Annotated in this window: 14 protein-coding genes; all 14 read right to left on the bottom strand. The window is 65.0% G+C overall.

The genetic code is table 11. The annotated features are described in order from the left end of the window. Positions 1-26: 26 nt before the first annotated feature. Positions 27-1,322, bottom strand: coding sequence for a peptidoglycan DD-metalloendopeptidase family protein (locus ALII_RS0101805; protein ID WP_024585627.1), 1,296 nt, complete (start codon positions 1,320-1,322; stop codon positions 27-29). A gap of 103 nt (positions 1,323-1,425) precedes the next feature. Beyond that, a complete protein-coding gene (locus ALII_RS0101810; protein ID WP_024585628.1) occupies positions 1,426-2,076 on the bottom strand; it encodes a protein-L-isoaspartate(D-aspartate) O-methyltransferase in 651 nt (216 codons plus the stop codon). Continuing rightward, a complete protein-coding gene (gene surE, locus ALII_RS0101815) occupies positions 2,073-2,834 on the bottom strand; it encodes a 5'/3'-nucleotidase SurE (protein WP_024585629.1) in 762 nt (253 codons plus the stop codon). Before surE ends, ALII_RS0101810 begins: the two co-directional genes overlap by 4 nt. 11 nt (positions 2,835-2,845) lie before the next feature. Further along, entirely contained in the window at positions 2,846-4,150 is a 1,305-nt protein-coding gene (serS, locus tag ALII_RS0101820; protein WP_024585630.1) for a serine--tRNA ligase, read from the bottom strand. A 66-nt stretch (positions 4,151-4,216) separates the two neighbouring features. Further along, positions 4,217-5,044 (bottom strand): twin-arginine translocase subunit TatC, encoded by an 828-nt coding sequence (gene tatC, locus ALII_RS0101825; RefSeq protein WP_024585631.1) that lies wholly within the window; start codon positions 5,042-5,044, stop codon positions 4,217-4,219. Then, positions 5,041-5,655: a Sec-independent protein translocase protein TatB gene (tatB, locus tag ALII_RS0101830; RefSeq protein ID WP_024585632.1), complete on the bottom strand. Its 615-nt coding sequence runs from the start codon at positions 5,653-5,655 to the stop codon at positions 5,041-5,043. The genes tatC and tatB overlap by 4 nt, the downstream gene beginning before the upstream one ends. Positions 5,656-5,693: 38 nt before the next feature. Further along, the gene (locus tag ALII_RS0101835; protein WP_024585633.1) at positions 5,694-5,921 is read right to left on the bottom strand and encodes a twin-arginine translocase TatA/TatE family subunit; all 228 of its coding nucleotides are present in this window, start codon (positions 5,919-5,921) and stop codon (positions 5,694-5,696) included. Between the two features lie 36 nt (positions 5,922-5,957). Further along, a complete protein-coding gene (locus ALII_RS0101840; protein WP_024585634.1) occupies positions 5,958-7,067 on the bottom strand; it encodes an ABC transporter ATP-binding protein in 1,110 nt (369 codons plus the stop codon). A 35-nt stretch (positions 7,068-7,102) separates the two neighbouring features. After that, a complete protein-coding gene (scpB, locus tag ALII_RS0101845) occupies positions 7,103-7,819 on the bottom strand; it encodes an SMC-Scp complex subunit ScpB (RefSeq protein WP_024585635.1) in 717 nt (238 codons plus the stop codon). A 1-nt stretch (position 7,820) separates the two neighbouring features. Next, positions 7,821-8,588, bottom strand: a complete 768-nt coding sequence (locus tag ALII_RS0101850; RefSeq protein WP_024585636.1) for a ScpA family protein — start codon at positions 8,586-8,588, stop codon at positions 7,821-7,823. Between the two features lie 50 nt (positions 8,589-8,638). After that, positions 8,639-9,652 carry a beta-N-acetylhexosaminidase gene (gene nagZ, locus ALII_RS0101855; protein ID WP_024585637.1) on the bottom strand — a complete coding sequence of 338 codons (1,014 nt, stop codon included), beginning with the start codon at positions 9,650-9,652 and terminating at the stop codon, positions 8,639-8,641. An 81-nt stretch (positions 9,653-9,733) separates the two neighbouring features. Further along, entirely contained in the window at positions 9,734-12,991 is a 3,258-nt protein-coding gene (locus tag ALII_RS21460) for an SPOR domain-containing protein (RefSeq protein WP_024585638.1), read from the bottom strand. Positions 12,992-13,096: 105 nt separating this feature from the next. Next, positions 13,097-14,851 (bottom strand): arginine--tRNA ligase, encoded by a 1,755-nt coding sequence (gene argS, locus ALII_RS0101865; protein WP_024585639.1) that lies wholly within the window; start codon positions 14,849-14,851, stop codon positions 13,097-13,099. 60 nt (positions 14,852-14,911) lie between these two features. Next, on the bottom strand, positions 14,912-16,096 hold the full coding sequence (locus ALII_RS0101870; RefSeq protein WP_024585640.1) for a deoxyguanosinetriphosphate triphosphohydrolase: 1,185 nt from the start codon (positions 16,094-16,096) through the stop codon (positions 14,912-14,914). Positions 16,097-16,151: the final 55 nt, after the last annotated feature.

The following is a 16,151-nucleotide window of genomic DNA, read 5'->3' on the forward strand; positions in this document are numbered from 1 at the left end:
ACAAATGTGGCCAAATCATTGCCCGCCTATTCGAGATAGCCGGCCGGGTTGACGGGAGCGGAGTCCTTGCGGACCTCGAAGCGCAGCTTGGGCGCCTCGGCATTGCCGCTCATGCCGGACGTTGCGATCTGCTGGCCGCGCGTGACCTTCTCACCGCGCGCCACCTTCAGGTCGCTCGCATGTCCGTAGACCGTGACGAGGCCGTTGTCGTGGCGCACCAGAACCGTGTTGCCGAATTCCTTGAGCCCGTCGCCCGCATAGATGACGACGCCGTTTTCGGCGGCCATCACCGGCGTTCCGTTCGGGACCGAGATGTCGATGCCGTCGCCGCTCTGCGCGGAGCCGAAATTCGAGATCACGCGGCCGCGAACCGGCCAGCGCATCTTGCCGACGCCGGTCGAGTCGGGCGCGACCGCCGCACCGTCCTTGACGGCCGATTCGACCGACGCCTGCGCCGAGGATGACGGCGCGTAGGCTGCCTCCTGCGCACGCGGCGGCTGCGCCGGCTGCTGCGGTGCCGGGGTCGCGTTGGTGACGACGGGGTCACGCTGCGGCGCGGCTGCAACCTGCGTCGTCGCCTGCGTGGAGCCGCCCGGAATGGTCAGCGTCTGACCGATGCGGATGAGCCCGCTGTCGAGATTGTTCGCCCGCTTGATGGCATCGGCGGAGACGCCGGTGCGCCGCGAGATTGCGGACAGCGTGTCACCGGAGGCGACTGTGTAGCTCGATCCACCTGCGGCACCGGGAGCAGGCGTTGCCTGCGGCTGCGGCTGTGCGCCCGCGCCGCCGACGGTCGGCGTCTGCGGCAGCACGGCGACCTGCGTCTGGCCCGGCTGCTGCGGCTGCGTCGGAGACGGAAGGGCATTCGACGCCGGCTGGATGGGCGCCGGCTGGTTGACTTGTGGAGCGGCGGCCATCTGCGAGCCCGAAGGCGGCGCGAGCGTCGCGCGACCGACCGGCGAAGCGGCGACGCCCTGGTTCGCGTAGACCGGCTGCGACTGCTGATAGACCGGCTGCTGCGGCTGCGCCTGGTAGACGGGCTGCCCGCTGCCGACGGTCGCCGCCGGGACCGGCGCACCGCGCTGGCCGTTGCGCGAGACCGAACCGGTATAGGTCTGGTCGACGCCGGCGACCTGCTGATTGCCCGGATAGGGCTGCGAGACCGGCGCGACGGCAGCCGCGCTGTTCGACGTCCCGGTGAAAAGTGAATCCTGGAAGCGCTGGACATTGGAGCTGCAACCGGCAGCCAGGCCGCCAACCACCGCAATTGCGGCGCTGCGCAGGAGAATCCGTCGCGTCTGATGAGAAAGGCCGAAGCACATGGCAGAACCCGCAATTACCCGATACCAATTGATCTGGATTAAAGCGCGTTAATGTTACTGGCCGGTTAAATTCGACGGCTTATTCGTGGCATTTCGAGGGAAATCAGATGACCGCGGCCACGCCTTTGACGATCGGCTGAAAACGGACGCGGCCGATGTCCTCGCGCTCGAAGCGGCTGCCGACCTTGGTCAGCCGCGCCAGTGCCTGCTCGTCCTCGGCGGGGCCGATTGCGGCGATCATGATGCCGTTGCTCGACAACTGGTCGACGAAATGGCGCGGCAGCGCGTCGAAGGCACACCAGGCGATGATGCGGTCGAACGGACCTTCGGCGGCAACGCCGGACAGGCCGTCGGCATGCCGGACGATGACATTTTGCAGACCGAGCGATTCGATTCGCGCCTGCGCCTGCTCGGCGAGGGTCTTGTATCGCTCCAGCGAGAGCACCCTGCCCGCGATCCGGCCGAGGATCGCCGCCGTGTAGCCCGAGCCCGTTCCGATTTCGCAGACGCGCAGCCCGGGCTGGACCTGGAGCGCGCCAAGGCATTGCGCCTGCAGATCGATGCCTTCGATCGCCTCGCCGCATTCGATCGGCAGGAAGCGTCGCGACCAGGCGTCGGTCTGCCACTGACTAGGGACGAAGCCCTGCCTCGGTGTCGCCTCGATCGCCGCGATCAGTTCGCGGCCGGTGATGCCCAGCGCGCGGGCGCGCAGCAGGAATGCGGCAAAGCCTTCGCGCTCGACCGTGTCCGTCATGACGCGAGCGCCTTTGCGAGTTGGTCCTTGACCTCGTGGGCGGTCAGATCGAGATGCAGTGGCGTCACCGAGATATGGTTGTCGCGCAGCGCGGCCAGGTCCGTGCCTTCGCGGATCTCGGACGGCTCGCGGCCGAATCGCAGCCAGTAATAGGGAAAGCCGCGGCCATCGCGTCGCTTGTCGAGCCAAAGGCCGTGGATGCGCTTGCCCTGGCCGGTGACGACCGCGCCCTTCACATCGCCGGGCGGACAGTTTGGGAAGTTGATGTTGAGGAAGATGCCCGCCGGAATGGAAGCGTCGAGCATGCGGCGCAGGATGGCGGGCGCATGCGTTTCGGCCGTCTCCCAGTGCAGCGTGCGGCCTTCCTCGGTCACGTTGTAGCCCTGGCTCAGCGCGATCGACGGCACTCCGAGAAGCGTTCCCTCCATCGCGCCCGCGACCGTGCCCGAATAGGTCACGTCGTCGGCGACGTTGGAGCCGGAATTGACGCCGGACAAGATCAGGTCCGGTGGCTCGGGCAGGATTTCGCGCACGCCCATGATGACGCAGTCGGTCGGCGTGCCGCGCACGGCGAAGTGCCGGTCGGATATCTTGCGCATCCGCAGCGGCTCGGACAGCGAGAGTGAGTGGGCAAAGCCCGACTGGTCGGTCTCCGGCGCCACCACCCAGACGTCGTCGGAGAGTTCCCGCGCGATCCGCTCCAGAACCTGCAATCCTTCGGCATGAATGCCGTCGTCATTGGTGAGCAGAATGCGCAAGGTGACTTCTCCTATTTGACGCCGATCTTTTCCAGCCCGCCCATATAGGACCGCAAGGCTTGCGGGACGGTGACGCTGCCGTCCTCGTTCTGGTAGTTTTCCATGACTGCGATCAGTGCGCGGCCGACCGCCGTGCCGGAACCGTTGAGCGTGTGGACGAAGCCGGTGCCCTTACCGTCCGCGCGGCGGAAGCGTGCATTCATACGCCGCGCCTGGAAGTCGCCGCAGACCGAACAGGACGAGATTTCGCGATAGGCGTTCTGACCCGGCAGCCAGACCTCGATGTCGTAGGTCTTGCGCGCGCCGAAGCCCATGTCGCCGGTGCACAAGGTCACGGTGCGGAACGGCAGGTCGAGGCGCTTCAGCACCTCCTCGGCGCAGGCCGTCATCCGCTCGTGCTCGGCGATCGATTCGTCCGGCGCGGTGATCGAGACGAGCTCGACCTTGTAGAACTGGTGCTGGCGCAGCATGCCGCGCGTGTCGCGCCCGGCCGAGCCCGCTTCCGAGCGGAAGCACGGCGTCAGCGCGGTCATGCGAAGCGGCAAGCGGTCGTTGGCCAGGATTTCCTCGCGAACCATGTTGGTCAGCGAGACTTCGGCTGTCGGAATCAGGCCGAGCCTGCCTTCGCCATGCTTGGCGAAGAACAGGTCTTCCTCGAATTTCGGAAGCTGATTGGTGCCGAACAGCGCTTCGTCGCGCACCAGCAGCGGCACCTGCATCTCGGTGTAGCCGTGCTCGCCGGTATGCAGGTCGAGCATGAACTGGCCGAGCGCGCGTTCAAGCCGTGCGATTTGCCCGGAGAGCACCGTGAAGCGTGAACCCGAAAGCTTCGCCGCGCGCTCGAAGTCCATTTCGCCGAGCGCTTCGCCGATCTCGAAATGCTCGCGCGTCCAGTTGGTCTTCGGCTTCGGCTCGCCGATCCGTCGCACCTCGACATTGTCGTTCTCGTCCTTGCCGAGCGGAACGTCGTCGAGCGGGATGTTAGGCAGGACCGCCAGCGCGTCGCTCATCTGGCGGTCGAGATCACGCTCGGTCGCCTCGCCGTTCTGGACGAAGGCCTTGATGTCGGCGACTTCGGCCTTCAGCCGCTCGGCAAGCTCCATGTCGCCAGAGCGCATCGCATTGCCGATCTCCTTGGACGCGGCGTTTCGGCGTTCCTGCTTTTCCTGCAGAGCGACGAGATGGGCGCGGCGCGCCTCGTCATGGCCGATGATTTCCTCGACCTTTGCGGCGGCCTCGTCCTTCGTCCAGCCGCGCTTTTCGAGAGCGGCGGAAAGCGCTTCGGGCTTTTCGCGAATCCATTTGATGTCGAGCATTGGCAGAGCGTCCCGGTATATGTCAGGGAGTGGCCGTGGCCGAACGATGACGGGTCCGGCGAGCGCCTAGACCTCGGAGGATGCAGCTTCCGCCTTTTCGCGGGCGATGCGCTCCAGTTCGCGCGTGCGTTCGAGCCTGCGGGCAATCCAGATGGAGACCTCGTAGAGAAGGATCGTAGGCAGCGCAAGACCGATCTGGCTGACCGGATCGGGCGGCGTGATCACGGCCGCGACGACGAAGGCGGCGACGATCATGTACTTGCGTTTGTCGGCCAGCCCCTCGGCGGTGACCATGCCGACGCGCGCCATCAGCGTCGTGACGACGGGAAGCTGGAACACCAGCCCGAACGCGAAGATCAGCGTCATGATGAGGCTGAGATATTCCGAAACGCGCGGCAGGAGCGAAATCTGGATTTCCTGGTCCGGACCCACCTGCTGCATCGACAGGAAGAACCACATCACCATCGGCGTGAAGAAGAAATAGACCAGCGCGGCGCCCATCAGGAATAGGATGGGCGATGCGATCAGGAACGGAAGGAACGCGGCGCGCTCGTTCTTGTAGAGGCCCGGCGCGACGAATTTGTAGACCTGATTGGCGATCAGGGGAAACGCCAGAACCATGCCGCCGAACATGCCCAGCTTGATCTGGGTGAAGAAGAATTCCTGCGGCGCTGTGTAGATCAGGTCGACGCTCTTCGGGTCGAGCCCCGCCCACTCGGTCGCCCACTGAAACGGAATGACGAGCAGGTTGAAGAGTTCGCGGGCGAAGAAGAAGCAGATCAGGAAGGCGACGAAAAAACCGATCAGCGCCCGGATCAGCCGCGAGCGCAGTTCGATCAGATGGTCGAGCAGCGGTGCCGAACTCGACTCGAGGTCGTCGTCTTTGGTGGTCACTTGTCCGCCTTCGCCTTGGCCGTGGTCGTCTTGGCTGCTTTCGCCGCCGGTTTTGCCTTTGCGGCGGCAGGCTTGGCCGCTGCCGCCTTCGCTGGTGCGGCCGCGCCATTGCCCTTCGCGGCAGCCTTGGCAACCGGGGTCTTTGCGGGTCGCGCGGCCTTGACCGGTGCCTTTGCCGCACCCGGAGCAGGTTTCGTCACAGACGGTGCCTTCGTCATCGCCTCGGGCATTGCCGTCGCGCCGGTCTTCAGCGGCGCTGCCGGCTGCGGCGTCGAGGCGGGCTTTTCGGCGGAGATCGGCGTTGAAGGCTTCATCGCCTTGTCGAGCCCGGACCGCACGTCCTTGGCCGCCTGCTCCATCGGGTTCAGCGCCTTCTTGATCTCGGACGCCGGATTGAGCTTGCGTGCGTCATCGGCAAGCGACTTCAGGTCCTGAAGGTCGGCTTCCTTGATCGCCTCGTCGAATTGCTTGCGGAAATCGCCCGCCATCGAGCGCACCGTCGACATCGTCTTGCCGAAAGAGCGCAGGAGGCGCGGCAAATCCTTCGGACCCACGACCACGATCAGCACGATCGCGATGACGAGGATTTCGGACCAGCTCAAGTCAATCATCATTCATGTCCGCGTCAGGCGTTGCGGCCTTCTCGCGATCAGGACGACGTCTTTCCGACCTTGTCCTTGCCGGTCGGCGCCATCGGCTCGTCGGCGCGGTGGTCGAGCGTCTTGGTCCCGACATCCTCGTCGTCGGCCATGCCCTTCTTGAAGCTCTTGATGCCCTTGGCCATGTCGCCCATCAGCTCGGGAATCTTGCCCCGGCCGAACAGGAGGAGGACGACGACGAGCACGATGAGCCAGTGCCAGATCGAGAAGCTACCCATGATCACTCTCTTTCGAACAATTCGTTCGTTCTTGACTTATGCGTTTTCGGAACGGCTTTCAAACACGAGAACATCAGACTTTCTGACGTTTAGCCAGACGTCCCGGCTCGACCGGGGCAACGCGCCGCAGCGGATGCGTGCCCGCACGTGTCGCTCAGCCCCTTGAACCGCAAGTTCCAGCAATTCCACCACCCCGAGGAAACGGCGTGATATCACCCGCGCCGGGATTTCGCCAACGCTTTCCGACACATCGAATGCCGAAAGCCGTGTGGCGACCGCAACGCCGACGCCATCTTGAAACCCGTTTGCGTCGAAAATACCGATCGGCGTCTCGACACGTCCTGACAACGCGCGGCCATCGAAAATATTCAGTTCCGAAAAGAACCCCGCCGCAAAAAGATTGACGGGGGCGTTGAACAGTTCCTCGGCGGTGCCGGTCTGGACGAGTTCGCCGTCCTTGAGGAGCGCAATCCGGTCACCCATCCGCATCGCCTCCTCCGCATCGTGCGTGACGACGATCGCCGTCGAGCGGCTCTGGCGCAGGATGCCGAGCGTTTCGGCGCGAACCTGGTCCTTGAGGCGCGAATCGAGGCCGGAGAACGGCTCGTCCATCAACAGGACGCCGGGACGTGGCGCGATCGCGCGGGCAAGCGCTACGCGCTGCTGCTCCCCGCCCGAAAGCACGTGCGGATAGGCGTCGGCGTAGGATTCGAGGCCGACGCGCTCGAGCGAGATCAACGCTTCCCGTTTCGCTTCCACGCGCGACAATGCGGTCAGCCCGAACTTCACGTTTTCGAGGATCGTCAGATGCGGAAAGAGGGCGAAATCCTGGAAGACGAGCCCGACCGAGCGTTTTTCCGGGGGGACGAACAGGTCGGGCCCGGAAATCTCACGGTCGTTGAGAAGAACGCGCCCACTCGTCTGGGTCTCGATACCGGCGGCGATCCGCAACAGCGTCGTCTTGCCGGACCCGGAGGGGCCGAGCAGGCACAGGACCTCGCCGGGCTCAGCCGTCAGCGAAACATTGCGCAGGGTCTGGGCGTGTGAATTGAAGGAATGGGAGACGTTCTCGAAGGCGAGGCGCGACGCAAAGGTCACGCCCGCGGTGACGCGCCCGTCCTGCCTGCGTTCGATCGTTTCAGCCACGTGACCTCCGACGCCGCATCCCGCGGCGTTCCGGGTCAATCATCCTCGACCTTGGGTGTCAACAGGCCGAGTTCTTCGAGATCGATGTCCGTCAGCGGTTCCTCGTCATCGCCGTAGAGGCCGGGATCGGCGGGCGGCTGGGGAATGTGGAGATTGGCCGGCAGACGGGCCGACAGGAGCCCTGCCCCGCGCAACTCGTCCATGCCAGGCAGATCGCGGATTTCGCCAAGCCCGAAGTGGTCGAGGAAGCCTTCGGTCGTGCCGTAGGTGACCGGCCGGCCCGGTGTCTTCCGGCGGCCGCGCATGCGCACCCACCCGGTCTCCAGCAGCGTGTCGAGCGTGCCCTTGGCGGTCTCGACGCCGCGGATATCCTCCATTTCGGCGCGGGTGACCGGCTGGTGGTAGGCGATGATGGCGAGGACTTCGAGGGCGGCGCGGGAGAGCTTCTTCTGTTGCACCTGGTCGCGGGCAAGGAGGAAGGAGAGGTCCGACGCAGTGCGGAACGCCCATCCATCGCCGACCCGGATCAGGTTCACGCCACGGACCGAATAGAGCTTCTGGAGTTCCGTCAGGACGGTTGCGGTATCGACGTCATTTGGGAGTTTATCCCTCAAATGACGGGCTGAAACCGGCTCGGACGAGGCGAAAATGAGCGCTTCGGCCATCCGAATGGCTTCGAAAAGTGCCGAATCGAGCGATTTCGAGCTCGTTTGTCCCGAGAATGCGATGATTTTTCCGGTGTTCTGGTCCATCTCAGGCGCTTCTCGACTTCAGATAGAGCGGGGCGAAGGCACCGTCCTGACGAACCTGAAACTGTCCTTCGCGAACGAGTTCGAGCGTCGCGGCGAACGAACTCGCAATCGCGCTCGCCCGTTCCTCCGGCGAGACGACGTAGTCGATCAGGAAGCGGTCGAGTGCCGTCCACTCGGTGAAGTTTCCGATCAGGCGTGTCAGGAGTTCGCGCGCGTCCTTCAAAGACCAGACGCCGCGCTTGGCGATTCGCACATTGGTCACTGCCGCGCGCTGGCGCTGGGAGGCGTAAGCGGTCAGGAGATCGTAGAGCGAGGCGGTGTAGGTGTTTTCGCGGCGGATCGCGATCGGTTCGGGCATGCCGCGGGCGAAGATTTCGCGGCCGAGATGGTCGCGGTTCATCAAGCGATTGCCGGCGTCGCGCATGGCTTCGAGCCGGCGCAGGCGAAATTGCAGGACGGCGGCGAGTTCGTCGCCGCTCTGGCCTTCTTCGGATTTCTTATGTGGAATCAGAAGCTTGGACTTCAGGAAGGCGAGCCAGGCGGCCATGACGAGATAGTCGGCGGCAAGCTCGATGCGCAGGTGCCGTGCGCGCTCGACGAAGGTCAGATATTGCTCGGCAAGCGCCAGCACCGAAATGCGCGCAAGATCGACCTTCTGGCCGCGGGCAAGGTGCAACAAGAGGTCGAGCGGGCCTTCGAAGCCCTCGACGTCGACGACGAGCGCCGGGTCGGATGCTGCGCGACCGTTCTCGTCCCAGAATTCCTCCAGGGGGAGAGTCGAGGCGGCAGCGGGCGTATCCTTGGCCAATCCCAATCCTTCTAGGCCGCGATCAAATCCTCGAACTCGCGGCGCAGTGCAATCCTGTCGTCGTCACCGCCATTGGCGATGGCTGCCATGGCGCGTGTCGCGCGCTGCTTCGCCTCTCCCGAAAGAACGGGCGCAGCGGCGGCGACCGGCGCCATCTCTTCCATCACGCCGTTGCAGTGAAGAACGACATCGCAGCCGGCGGCAAGCGATGCGCGGGTGCGGGTGGCGAAATCCCCAGAAAGCGCCTTCATGGACAAGTCGTCGCTCATGAGGAGGCCGTCGAAGCCGATCTCACCGCGGATGAAGTCGCGTATCGCGCGGGGCGACGTGGTCGCCGGGTTTTCAGCGTCGATCGCGGTGTAGACGACATGGGCCGTCATCGCGGCGGGCGCATCCTTCAATGCCTTGAAGGGCAGGAAATCATGATTGCGCAACTCTTCCAGCGACGCATCGACGACGGGGAGCGCGTGATGGCTGTCGGAGAAGGCGCGGCCGTGGCCGGGAATGTGCTTGATGACCGGCATCACGCCGCCTGCCAGAAGCCCGTCTGCCGCCGCCTTGCCGAGAACCGCGACAGCCTGGGGATCACGCGAATATGCGCGGTCGCCGATGACGTCGTGCGAGCCTTCGATCGGAACGTCGAGAACGGGAAGGCAATCGGCGTTGATGCCGTATTGCATCAGGTCGAGCGCGTGGAGGCGCGACATCAGCCAGGAGGCGCGAATGCCCGCTTGCTGGTCTGACGCATGGATGCGGCCAAGGACATCGGCCGGAGGATAGTGACCCGCGAGTGGCGGGCGCAGGCGCTGGACCCGGCCGCCTTCCTGATCGATGAAAACCGCCGCGTCCGGGCGGCCGATACAGTCACGCAGGTCGGCGACGAGATCGCGAATTTGCTCGGGCTCGGACAGGTTGCGCGCGAACAGGATGAACGCCCACGGCGCCTCGCCCTGGAAGAAGGCGCGCTCCTGCGGCGTCAGAACGGTGCCCGAGGCACCCAGGATGAGGGCTTTCGAATCGGTCATATCTCAACCATGGCATGGAGTTTTCGGCCGTCAATCGGCCCTTGAAGCAGAAGGCCGGGCGATGGGCCCGGCCTTGGATGTCTATCGCGAGACGAAGCAGTTGCCGCCGGCGCCCTTGAAGCTTTCGCAAAGGCCGATGGCTTCGTCGCGCGTCGCGGCGGGAATGCGCACCCGGTAGAAGGTGCCCATGCCGTCGATGTCGGCCCGCACGATGTTGACGCCCTTGCCTTCGAGGACCGAGCCGTAGCGGCGAGCGAGATCCTGATAGGCGCTCTGTGCGCCCTCGGCGGTCGGCTGCGAGGCGATCTGCATCGACCATTCGCCGACGGCGGGCGCTGCGGATGCGCTTTGCGCGACGGGCGCCTGCGTCGCGGGTGCGGCAGCGGCGACCTGGACGGGAGCCGGCTGGGCGGTGGGAGCCGCCGATGCCTGCGGCCGCGAGGGAACCACGCCGACCGTGTCCGGCATGACCGGATCGTCGGCAAGGACTTCGCCTGGCGGCACGATGGTGCCGATCGGCTGCGCATCCTGTACCAGCGGAACGGCCGTCCCCTGCCCGGCTGCGGCAGCGATCGTCGTCGCCTCGAGTTCGGCGCGCGTCGCCGCGGCGGGAACCTCGTCGCGGGGGACGAGCGTGCCGTCGGGGCGGACGACCATGGTGCGAACGCGGCGCGGTGCGATCTCGATGCTGTCTTCCTCGATAATGTCCTCGACGCTCCCGAGGCGCTCGTCGTTCTTGACCGAGGCGAGCATGTTCGTCGCGTCCGCTTCGTCGAGCATCGGAATCTCTTCCATGCCGACGAGCGGGAAATCGTTCATCGGTTCGGAGGGCGTGACGGCCGCGCGGACATCCATCGGCTCCTCGGCGGACGTGACGAGTTGCTCCTGTCCGCCGCCGGGCACGCCAGTGGCGCCGGTTGCGCGCTGGTAGGCCTGGCTGTTCTGGTTGGGAACCGTCGCGCCGCCGCGATTTTCCGGCCGCACGCGAACCGGTTCGGAGTCGGCGCGGACGACGACGGGCGTGCCGTTGCCGATTGGGCCGCCGACGGCGAAATAGCCAAGACCACCGATGATCGCGACTGCGGCGACACCGCCGAGAATGAAGTATTTGCGGCGCAGGCCATCCTTGGGTGCAGGCTGCTGGACCTCGAAATCGGCATCCGGATCGTCGTCGAAGTCCACATCGCCGAATTCGCCCGCGCCGGACTGCGTATTCTGTTCGGGCGTATAGGCGTAGTCGCCGTCAACGAAATAGCCCTGGAGCGGAACCTGTTCGGGAACAGCCGACGTGGCCGGGGTGGGCTGGGCCGTCGGGGTTTCGTCGTCCGTCGCAAGGCTGCCGAACGCCACGTCAAGTTCTGCTTCGAGGTCGTCGGGCGAGAACAGAGGCGTGACTTCCTCCTGCTCCGCGAGTTCGGGGATTTCCAGGTCGTCGACCATCGCTACCGGCTGGTCGTCGACGTCGACGGTCTCGATTTCCGGAGCGATCGGCCGATTGGCCCGCGCCATTCCAAAGAGAGGCGTCGCCGGCTGGGGCGCTTCCACAGGTCGCGACGCAGACGATTTTTCACCGCCACCGAAGCGGGCCATGGCTGCAGGAGCAAGTGCGGCCAGCATGGCGAGCGGGCCGGTCTTCTTCGTCACGACCGGCTCGTTGCTCGCCGATGTGGCATTGGCGGCGACGGGCGTCTCATCGAAGCTGTCCGTCGCCTCCGGCTCGAAAGCGCCTGGAACGTCGTCTTCCTGCCAGCCTTCGGTTTCCAGGTCGCTGAGATCGAACGTATCCGCCTCTGCGCCGTGCAGTTCGGGTTCGTCGAACTCGAGGTCGAGAGCCAGATCGATTTCGTCAGTTGCGAATTCGAGATCGGGTTCGATCGTGGATTGCGCTTCGACCATGTCAGGCTGCTGCCAATTCGGCGCAGCGTCCGCGGCGGAAAGAGCCGGCGCGGGCTCGTCACCACCCAGAAGCGCGCTCAACTCGTCCTCGAGGCTCAGCGGCTCCGGTTCGTTCGCAACGGGCGCAGGTGCCGAAATCTCAGCATGCTGGACAGGCGCGACGAAAGGCGAAACATGCGCTTCGGACGATGTCGGCTCCGGCTCGATGTCGGCTCCAAGCCAGCTTTCGATATCGTTCAGGACGTCATCGTCATCGGCAATCTCGCGCCGCAACTGCGGTTCGAAAGGCGAGGACAGTTCGGACGCTGTCGGTATCGAAACGGCTTCGACCGGGCCTTCGGTTCGCAGGTCGAAGGGCGCCCATGCAGGGGCCGGTTCCTCGTCGTGCGACAATTCGAGATCCTGGGCGTATTCGGACTGTTCTTCATGATCGGCAGCGGGGCCGGCCTGCAAGACATCGTCATGCGAAAATGCCGGGACTTCGTTCGATGCTTCGGGTTCATCCAAGATCGGATGATCGTCCTGGGCCGGTACGTCGTCGTGCGAAATTTCCCCGGCAATGTTCATTTCCGTCGGCGTCGAGGCGGAGACGTCGTCGGTTGGCCAGGCATCGGCGTGGCCAATGGCCGGCTCGTCCGCAACGGCGAGCGCGTCGGATGCGATTTCCAGATCGGGATCGAAATCGAAATCGTCGTCGGAGAAGGCTTCCAGCTCCGGTTCGGCCGCCGCGAAGTGCGGTGCGGCCGGCTCCGGAAAGGGGTCGCGATCGTCGTTCATCTCGTCAAAGGAAATCGGATCGGCAACAAGCTGCTGGGTGCCGCCGATTTCGACCTCAGGTTCACCGGCCAGGTCGAAATCCGCGAAGGCGCGGTCGAAATCGTCGGCTTCGGGCTTTTCGACCACAACCTCTTCCGCGAGTTCGGGAACCGAGGCGAACAGCGCATGGGAGCGCGCGTCGAAATCCTCCGGGACGTCTTCCTCTGCCTCGAACGAAGCGATGGGTTCGGCAGCCGCGTCGGCCGCCGACAGGGGCAGATGCGGCCCCTCGTCCGACATGTCGAGCTCGAATGCCATATCGAGATCGTCCAGTGCGGAGGGGTCGACGGGCTCATCAAGCTGCGAGTGGTCGAACTCGGGCTCATCGAAATGCGGTTCATCGAATGCGTGCGCCTCGATCGCCGGTTCGGCTTCGGCGGGCTCCGGCTCGTATTCGGGTTCGCGCGACCAGTGATCCGCAACCGTCGTTTCGACCGGAGCCTGATCCGGCTCGTCGAAATCGCCGAGCAGCTCGCGCTCCAGATCGATATCGAAGCTTTCATTGGCCGCGAAGGCCGGCTCCTGCGCGGCGGGGCGCGGCGCGTCGGCCATGCGCATCAGCTCGGCAAAGGGATCATTGTCCAGAAAACCGGACTCGTCGGGGCGCTTGAAAGGATTGTCTGCCATGCTTTTTCCCGCACTCGCACTCGGTCGGACGCCGGCGACGTCTCAATGGATCTTGGCCGCTACCAAGGCAATGTGGGCAAAAGGTGACACTTTCCCTAGAGGCAATCAGCGCATTTCGGAGGGAGCATCCGCCCCGACCAGCGCGAGCCCCGACGAAAGAACGTTGGACACCGCCTGCACCATTCCGAGCCTGGCACGCGTCAATTCTGGGTCGTTAACCTTAATAAAGCGTAAGTCATTGTTGTCCGTGCCGCGGTTCCAGTGGCCGTGGAGCGCGCTGGCAAGGTCGTAGAGATAGAATGCCAGCCGGTGCGGCTCCTGGGCAAGGGCCGCCGATTCGATCAGGCGTGGATATTCGACGAGCTTGCGGATGAGGGCCAGTTCGCCCTCGTCGGTGAGGCGATGGGCGGCCGCTTTCATCGCGGCCTCGTCGATCCAGTCCGTGCCGAGCTGTTCCTTGGCCTGGCGGAATACCGAATGGCAGCGCGCCGAGGCGTACTGCACGTAGAAGACCGGATTGTCCTTCGATTGCTCGGTGACCTTGGCGAAGTCGAAGTCCAGCGGTTCGGAGTTCTTGCGGTAGAGCATCATGAAGCGGATCGCGTCGCGGCCGACCTCGTCGACCACGTCGCGAAGGGTGACGAACTCCCCTGCCCGCTTGGACATGCGCACCGGCTCGCCGTCGCGGAAGAGCTTGACGAGTTGGCACAGCAGGACGGTGACTTCCAGCTTGTCGCCGGCCAGCGCCTTGGCAAGCGCTTCCAGCCGCTTGACGTAACCGCCATGGTCCGCGCCGAGGATGAAGACGAGTTCCTCGAAGCCGCGCTGGTACTTATCCTTCATGTAGGCGACGTCGGCGGCGAAATAGGTGAACTGGCCGTCCGACTTCATCAGCGGACGGTCGATGTCGTCGCCGACGCCAGTGGACTTGAACAGCGTCTGTTCGCGGTCTTCCCAGTCGTCCGGCAACTGGCCCTTCGGCGGCGGCAGCTTGCCCTTGTAGACGTGGCCCTTGAGGGTCAGGTCGTTGATCGCCGACAGGATCGCGCCGCCGTTCGCGCCGTGCAGGCTGCGTTCGGAGAAGAAGACGTCGTGGTGGACGTTGAGCGCGGCGAGGTCCTCGCGGATCATGGCCATCATGGCGTCGATCGTGCGGTCCTTGACGATGGCGAGCGCTTCCTCGGTCGGCATTTCGAGGAGCTTGTGGCCGAATTCCTTGGCCAGCGCCTGGCCGACCGGCACGAGATAGTCGCCCGGATAGAGCCCGGCGGGGATTTCGCCAATGCGCTCGCCGAGTGCCTCGCGGTAGCGCACCATCACCGACTGGGCGAGCACGTCGATCTGCGCGCCGGCATCGTTGATGTAGTATTCCTTGGTGACGTCATGGCCGGCAAAGGCGAGCAGATTGGCCAGCGCATCGCCGACGACGGCGCCGCGGCAATGGCCGACATGCATCGGGCCAGTGGGGTTTGCCGAGACGTATTCGACATTGACCTTGCGGCCGGCGCCAAGGCTGGAACGCCCGTAATCGGTGCCCGCGTCCAGGACCTCACCGAGGCGGGCCTGCCAGAAGGTGTCGTTCAGGCGCAGATTGACGAAGCCGGGGCCGGCGACATCGACCGCGGCGACGTCCGGGTCGGCCTTCAGCGCTTCGGCGATGCGTTCGGCCAGCGCGCGCGGGTTGGTCTTCGCCGGTTTCGCCAGCACCATCGCGGCGTTGGTCGCGAGGTCGCCGTGGCTCGGATCGCGCGGCGGCTCGACGGTCACGCGCGAAAGATCGACCGAGCCCGTCTCCGTCTGCAGGTCGAAGCTCTGCACGATCTTTTCGATCCGTGCGTTGAATTCGGCGAAGATGTTCATCGATGGCCAATCTCGTCAGATGAATTCCGCGGCGCGAGGCCCGCGCGCGATGGCGCGGCCCTAGCCCAAATCGGGGGTGTGGTCAAACAGGCGGCGGTGTTCGCGCAGCGCGTAGGTGTCGGTCATGCCGGCGAGGAAATCGCCGACATGGCGGGCACGTGCGGCTTCGTCGAGCAGCGCGCGCGGGTCGCGCCAGTCGTCCGGCAAGGCTGTGTCGTCGGCCATGTAGCGATCGAACAGATCGCGGACGATGAGGTCCGCGGAGGCGCGTACGCGCATCACTTGAGGATGGCGATACAAGTGCCCGTAAAGGAAGGTCTTCAATTCCGCTTCGGCGCGTCGCATCGGTTCGGAGAAGGTCACGAGCGTCGTGCCCGCGGCATGCACGTCGGAGGCGGATCGGGGCGCGAGGCGTTCGATCCTGGCGCTTGCGGTTGCGATGACGTCCTCGACCATCAAGGTGATCTGGCGCCGCATCAGTTCGTGGGCTGTGCGGACGGGGTCGAGCGCGGGGTATTGTTTGCGCACGCCGGCGAGGATTCCGGCGCAGAGCGGCACGTCCTCCAGCATGTCGAGCGAGATCAGCCCGGCGCGCAGGCCGTCGTCGATGTCGTGCGTGTCGTAGGCGATGTCGTCGGCGATGGCGGCCGCCTGCGCTTCGAGGCCGGCGTGTCGGTCGAGTTCGAGGTCGTGGCGTCGGTTGTATTCGGTGATGGCGGGTGGAATGTCGCCGGGCAGCGGGCCGTTGTGCTTGACGAGGCCTTCCAGCGTTTCCCACGACAGGTTGAGGCCGTCGAAATCGGCGTAGCGGCGCTCGAGTTCGGTGACGATGCGCAGCGACTGCGCATTGTGGTCGAAGCCGCCCCAGGGCCGCATCTTCTCGTCGAGTGCGTCTTCCCCCGTATGGCCAAAGGGCGTGTGGCCGAAATCGTGCACGAGCGCGACGGCTTCTGCGAGGTCTTCGTCGAGGCGCAGCGCGCGGGCCAAAGCGCGGGCGATCTGGGCGACTTCGATCGAATGGGTCAGCCGCGTGCGGAAATGGTCGCCCTCATGGGCGATGAAGACCTGCGTCTTGTGCTTGAGACGACGAAACGCGGTGGAGTGGATGATGCGGTCGCGGTCGCGCTGGAACGGGGTGCGCGTCGCGCTTTCGGGCTCCGGCACAAGGCGTCCGCGCGTTTGCGCCGGATCGCTCGCATAGGCTGCGCGCGGCCGGTAGCCGAAACCGATCTCGGTCGTGTTCACCTTGCCGTCACCCGTTGCCGCTTCGTTGACTTGTCCCCGCCGGCTTCATACCTAT

Source organism: Aliihoeflea sp. 2WW (genome assembly GCF_000497755.1).
Taxonomy (GTDB): Bacteria; Pseudomonadota; Alphaproteobacteria; order Rhizobiales; family Rhizobiaceae; genus Aliihoeflea.

Bases quoted from the DNA above. Each gene is read 5' to 3' on its own strand.
- ALII_RS0101805 (WP_024585627.1), bottom strand. From the start codon at position 1,322: ATGTGCTTCGGCCTTTCTCATCAGACGCGACGGATTCTCCTGCGCAGC.
- ALII_RS0101810 (WP_024585628.1), bottom strand. From the start codon at position 2,076: ATGACGGACACGGTCGAGCGCGAAGGCTTTGCCGCATTCCTGCTGCGC.
- serS (WP_024585630.1), bottom strand. From the start codon at position 4,150: ATGCTCGACATCAAATGGATTCGCGAAAAGCCCGAAGCGCTTTCCGCC.
- tatB (WP_024585632.1), bottom strand. From the start codon at position 5,655: ATGATTGACTTGAGCTGGTCCGAAATCCTCGTCATCGCGATCGTGCTG.
- ALII_RS0101835 (WP_024585633.1), bottom strand. From the start codon at position 5,921: ATGGGTAGCTTCTCGATCTGGCACTGGCTCATCGTGCTCGTCGTCGTC.
- scpB (WP_024585635.1), bottom strand. From the start codon at position 7,819: ATGGACCAGAACACCGGAAAAATCATCGCATTCTCGGGACAAACGAGC.
- nagZ (WP_024585637.1), bottom strand. From the start codon at position 9,652: ATGACCGATTCGAAAGCCCTCATCCTGGGTGCCTCGGGCACCGTTCTG.
- ALII_RS21460 (WP_024585638.1), bottom strand. From the start codon at position 12,991: ATGGCAGACAATCCTTTCAAGCGCCCCGACGAGTCCGGTTTTCTGGAC.
- argS (WP_024585639.1), bottom strand. From the start codon at position 14,851: ATGAACATCTTCGCCGAATTCAACGCACGGATCGAAAAGATCGTGCAG.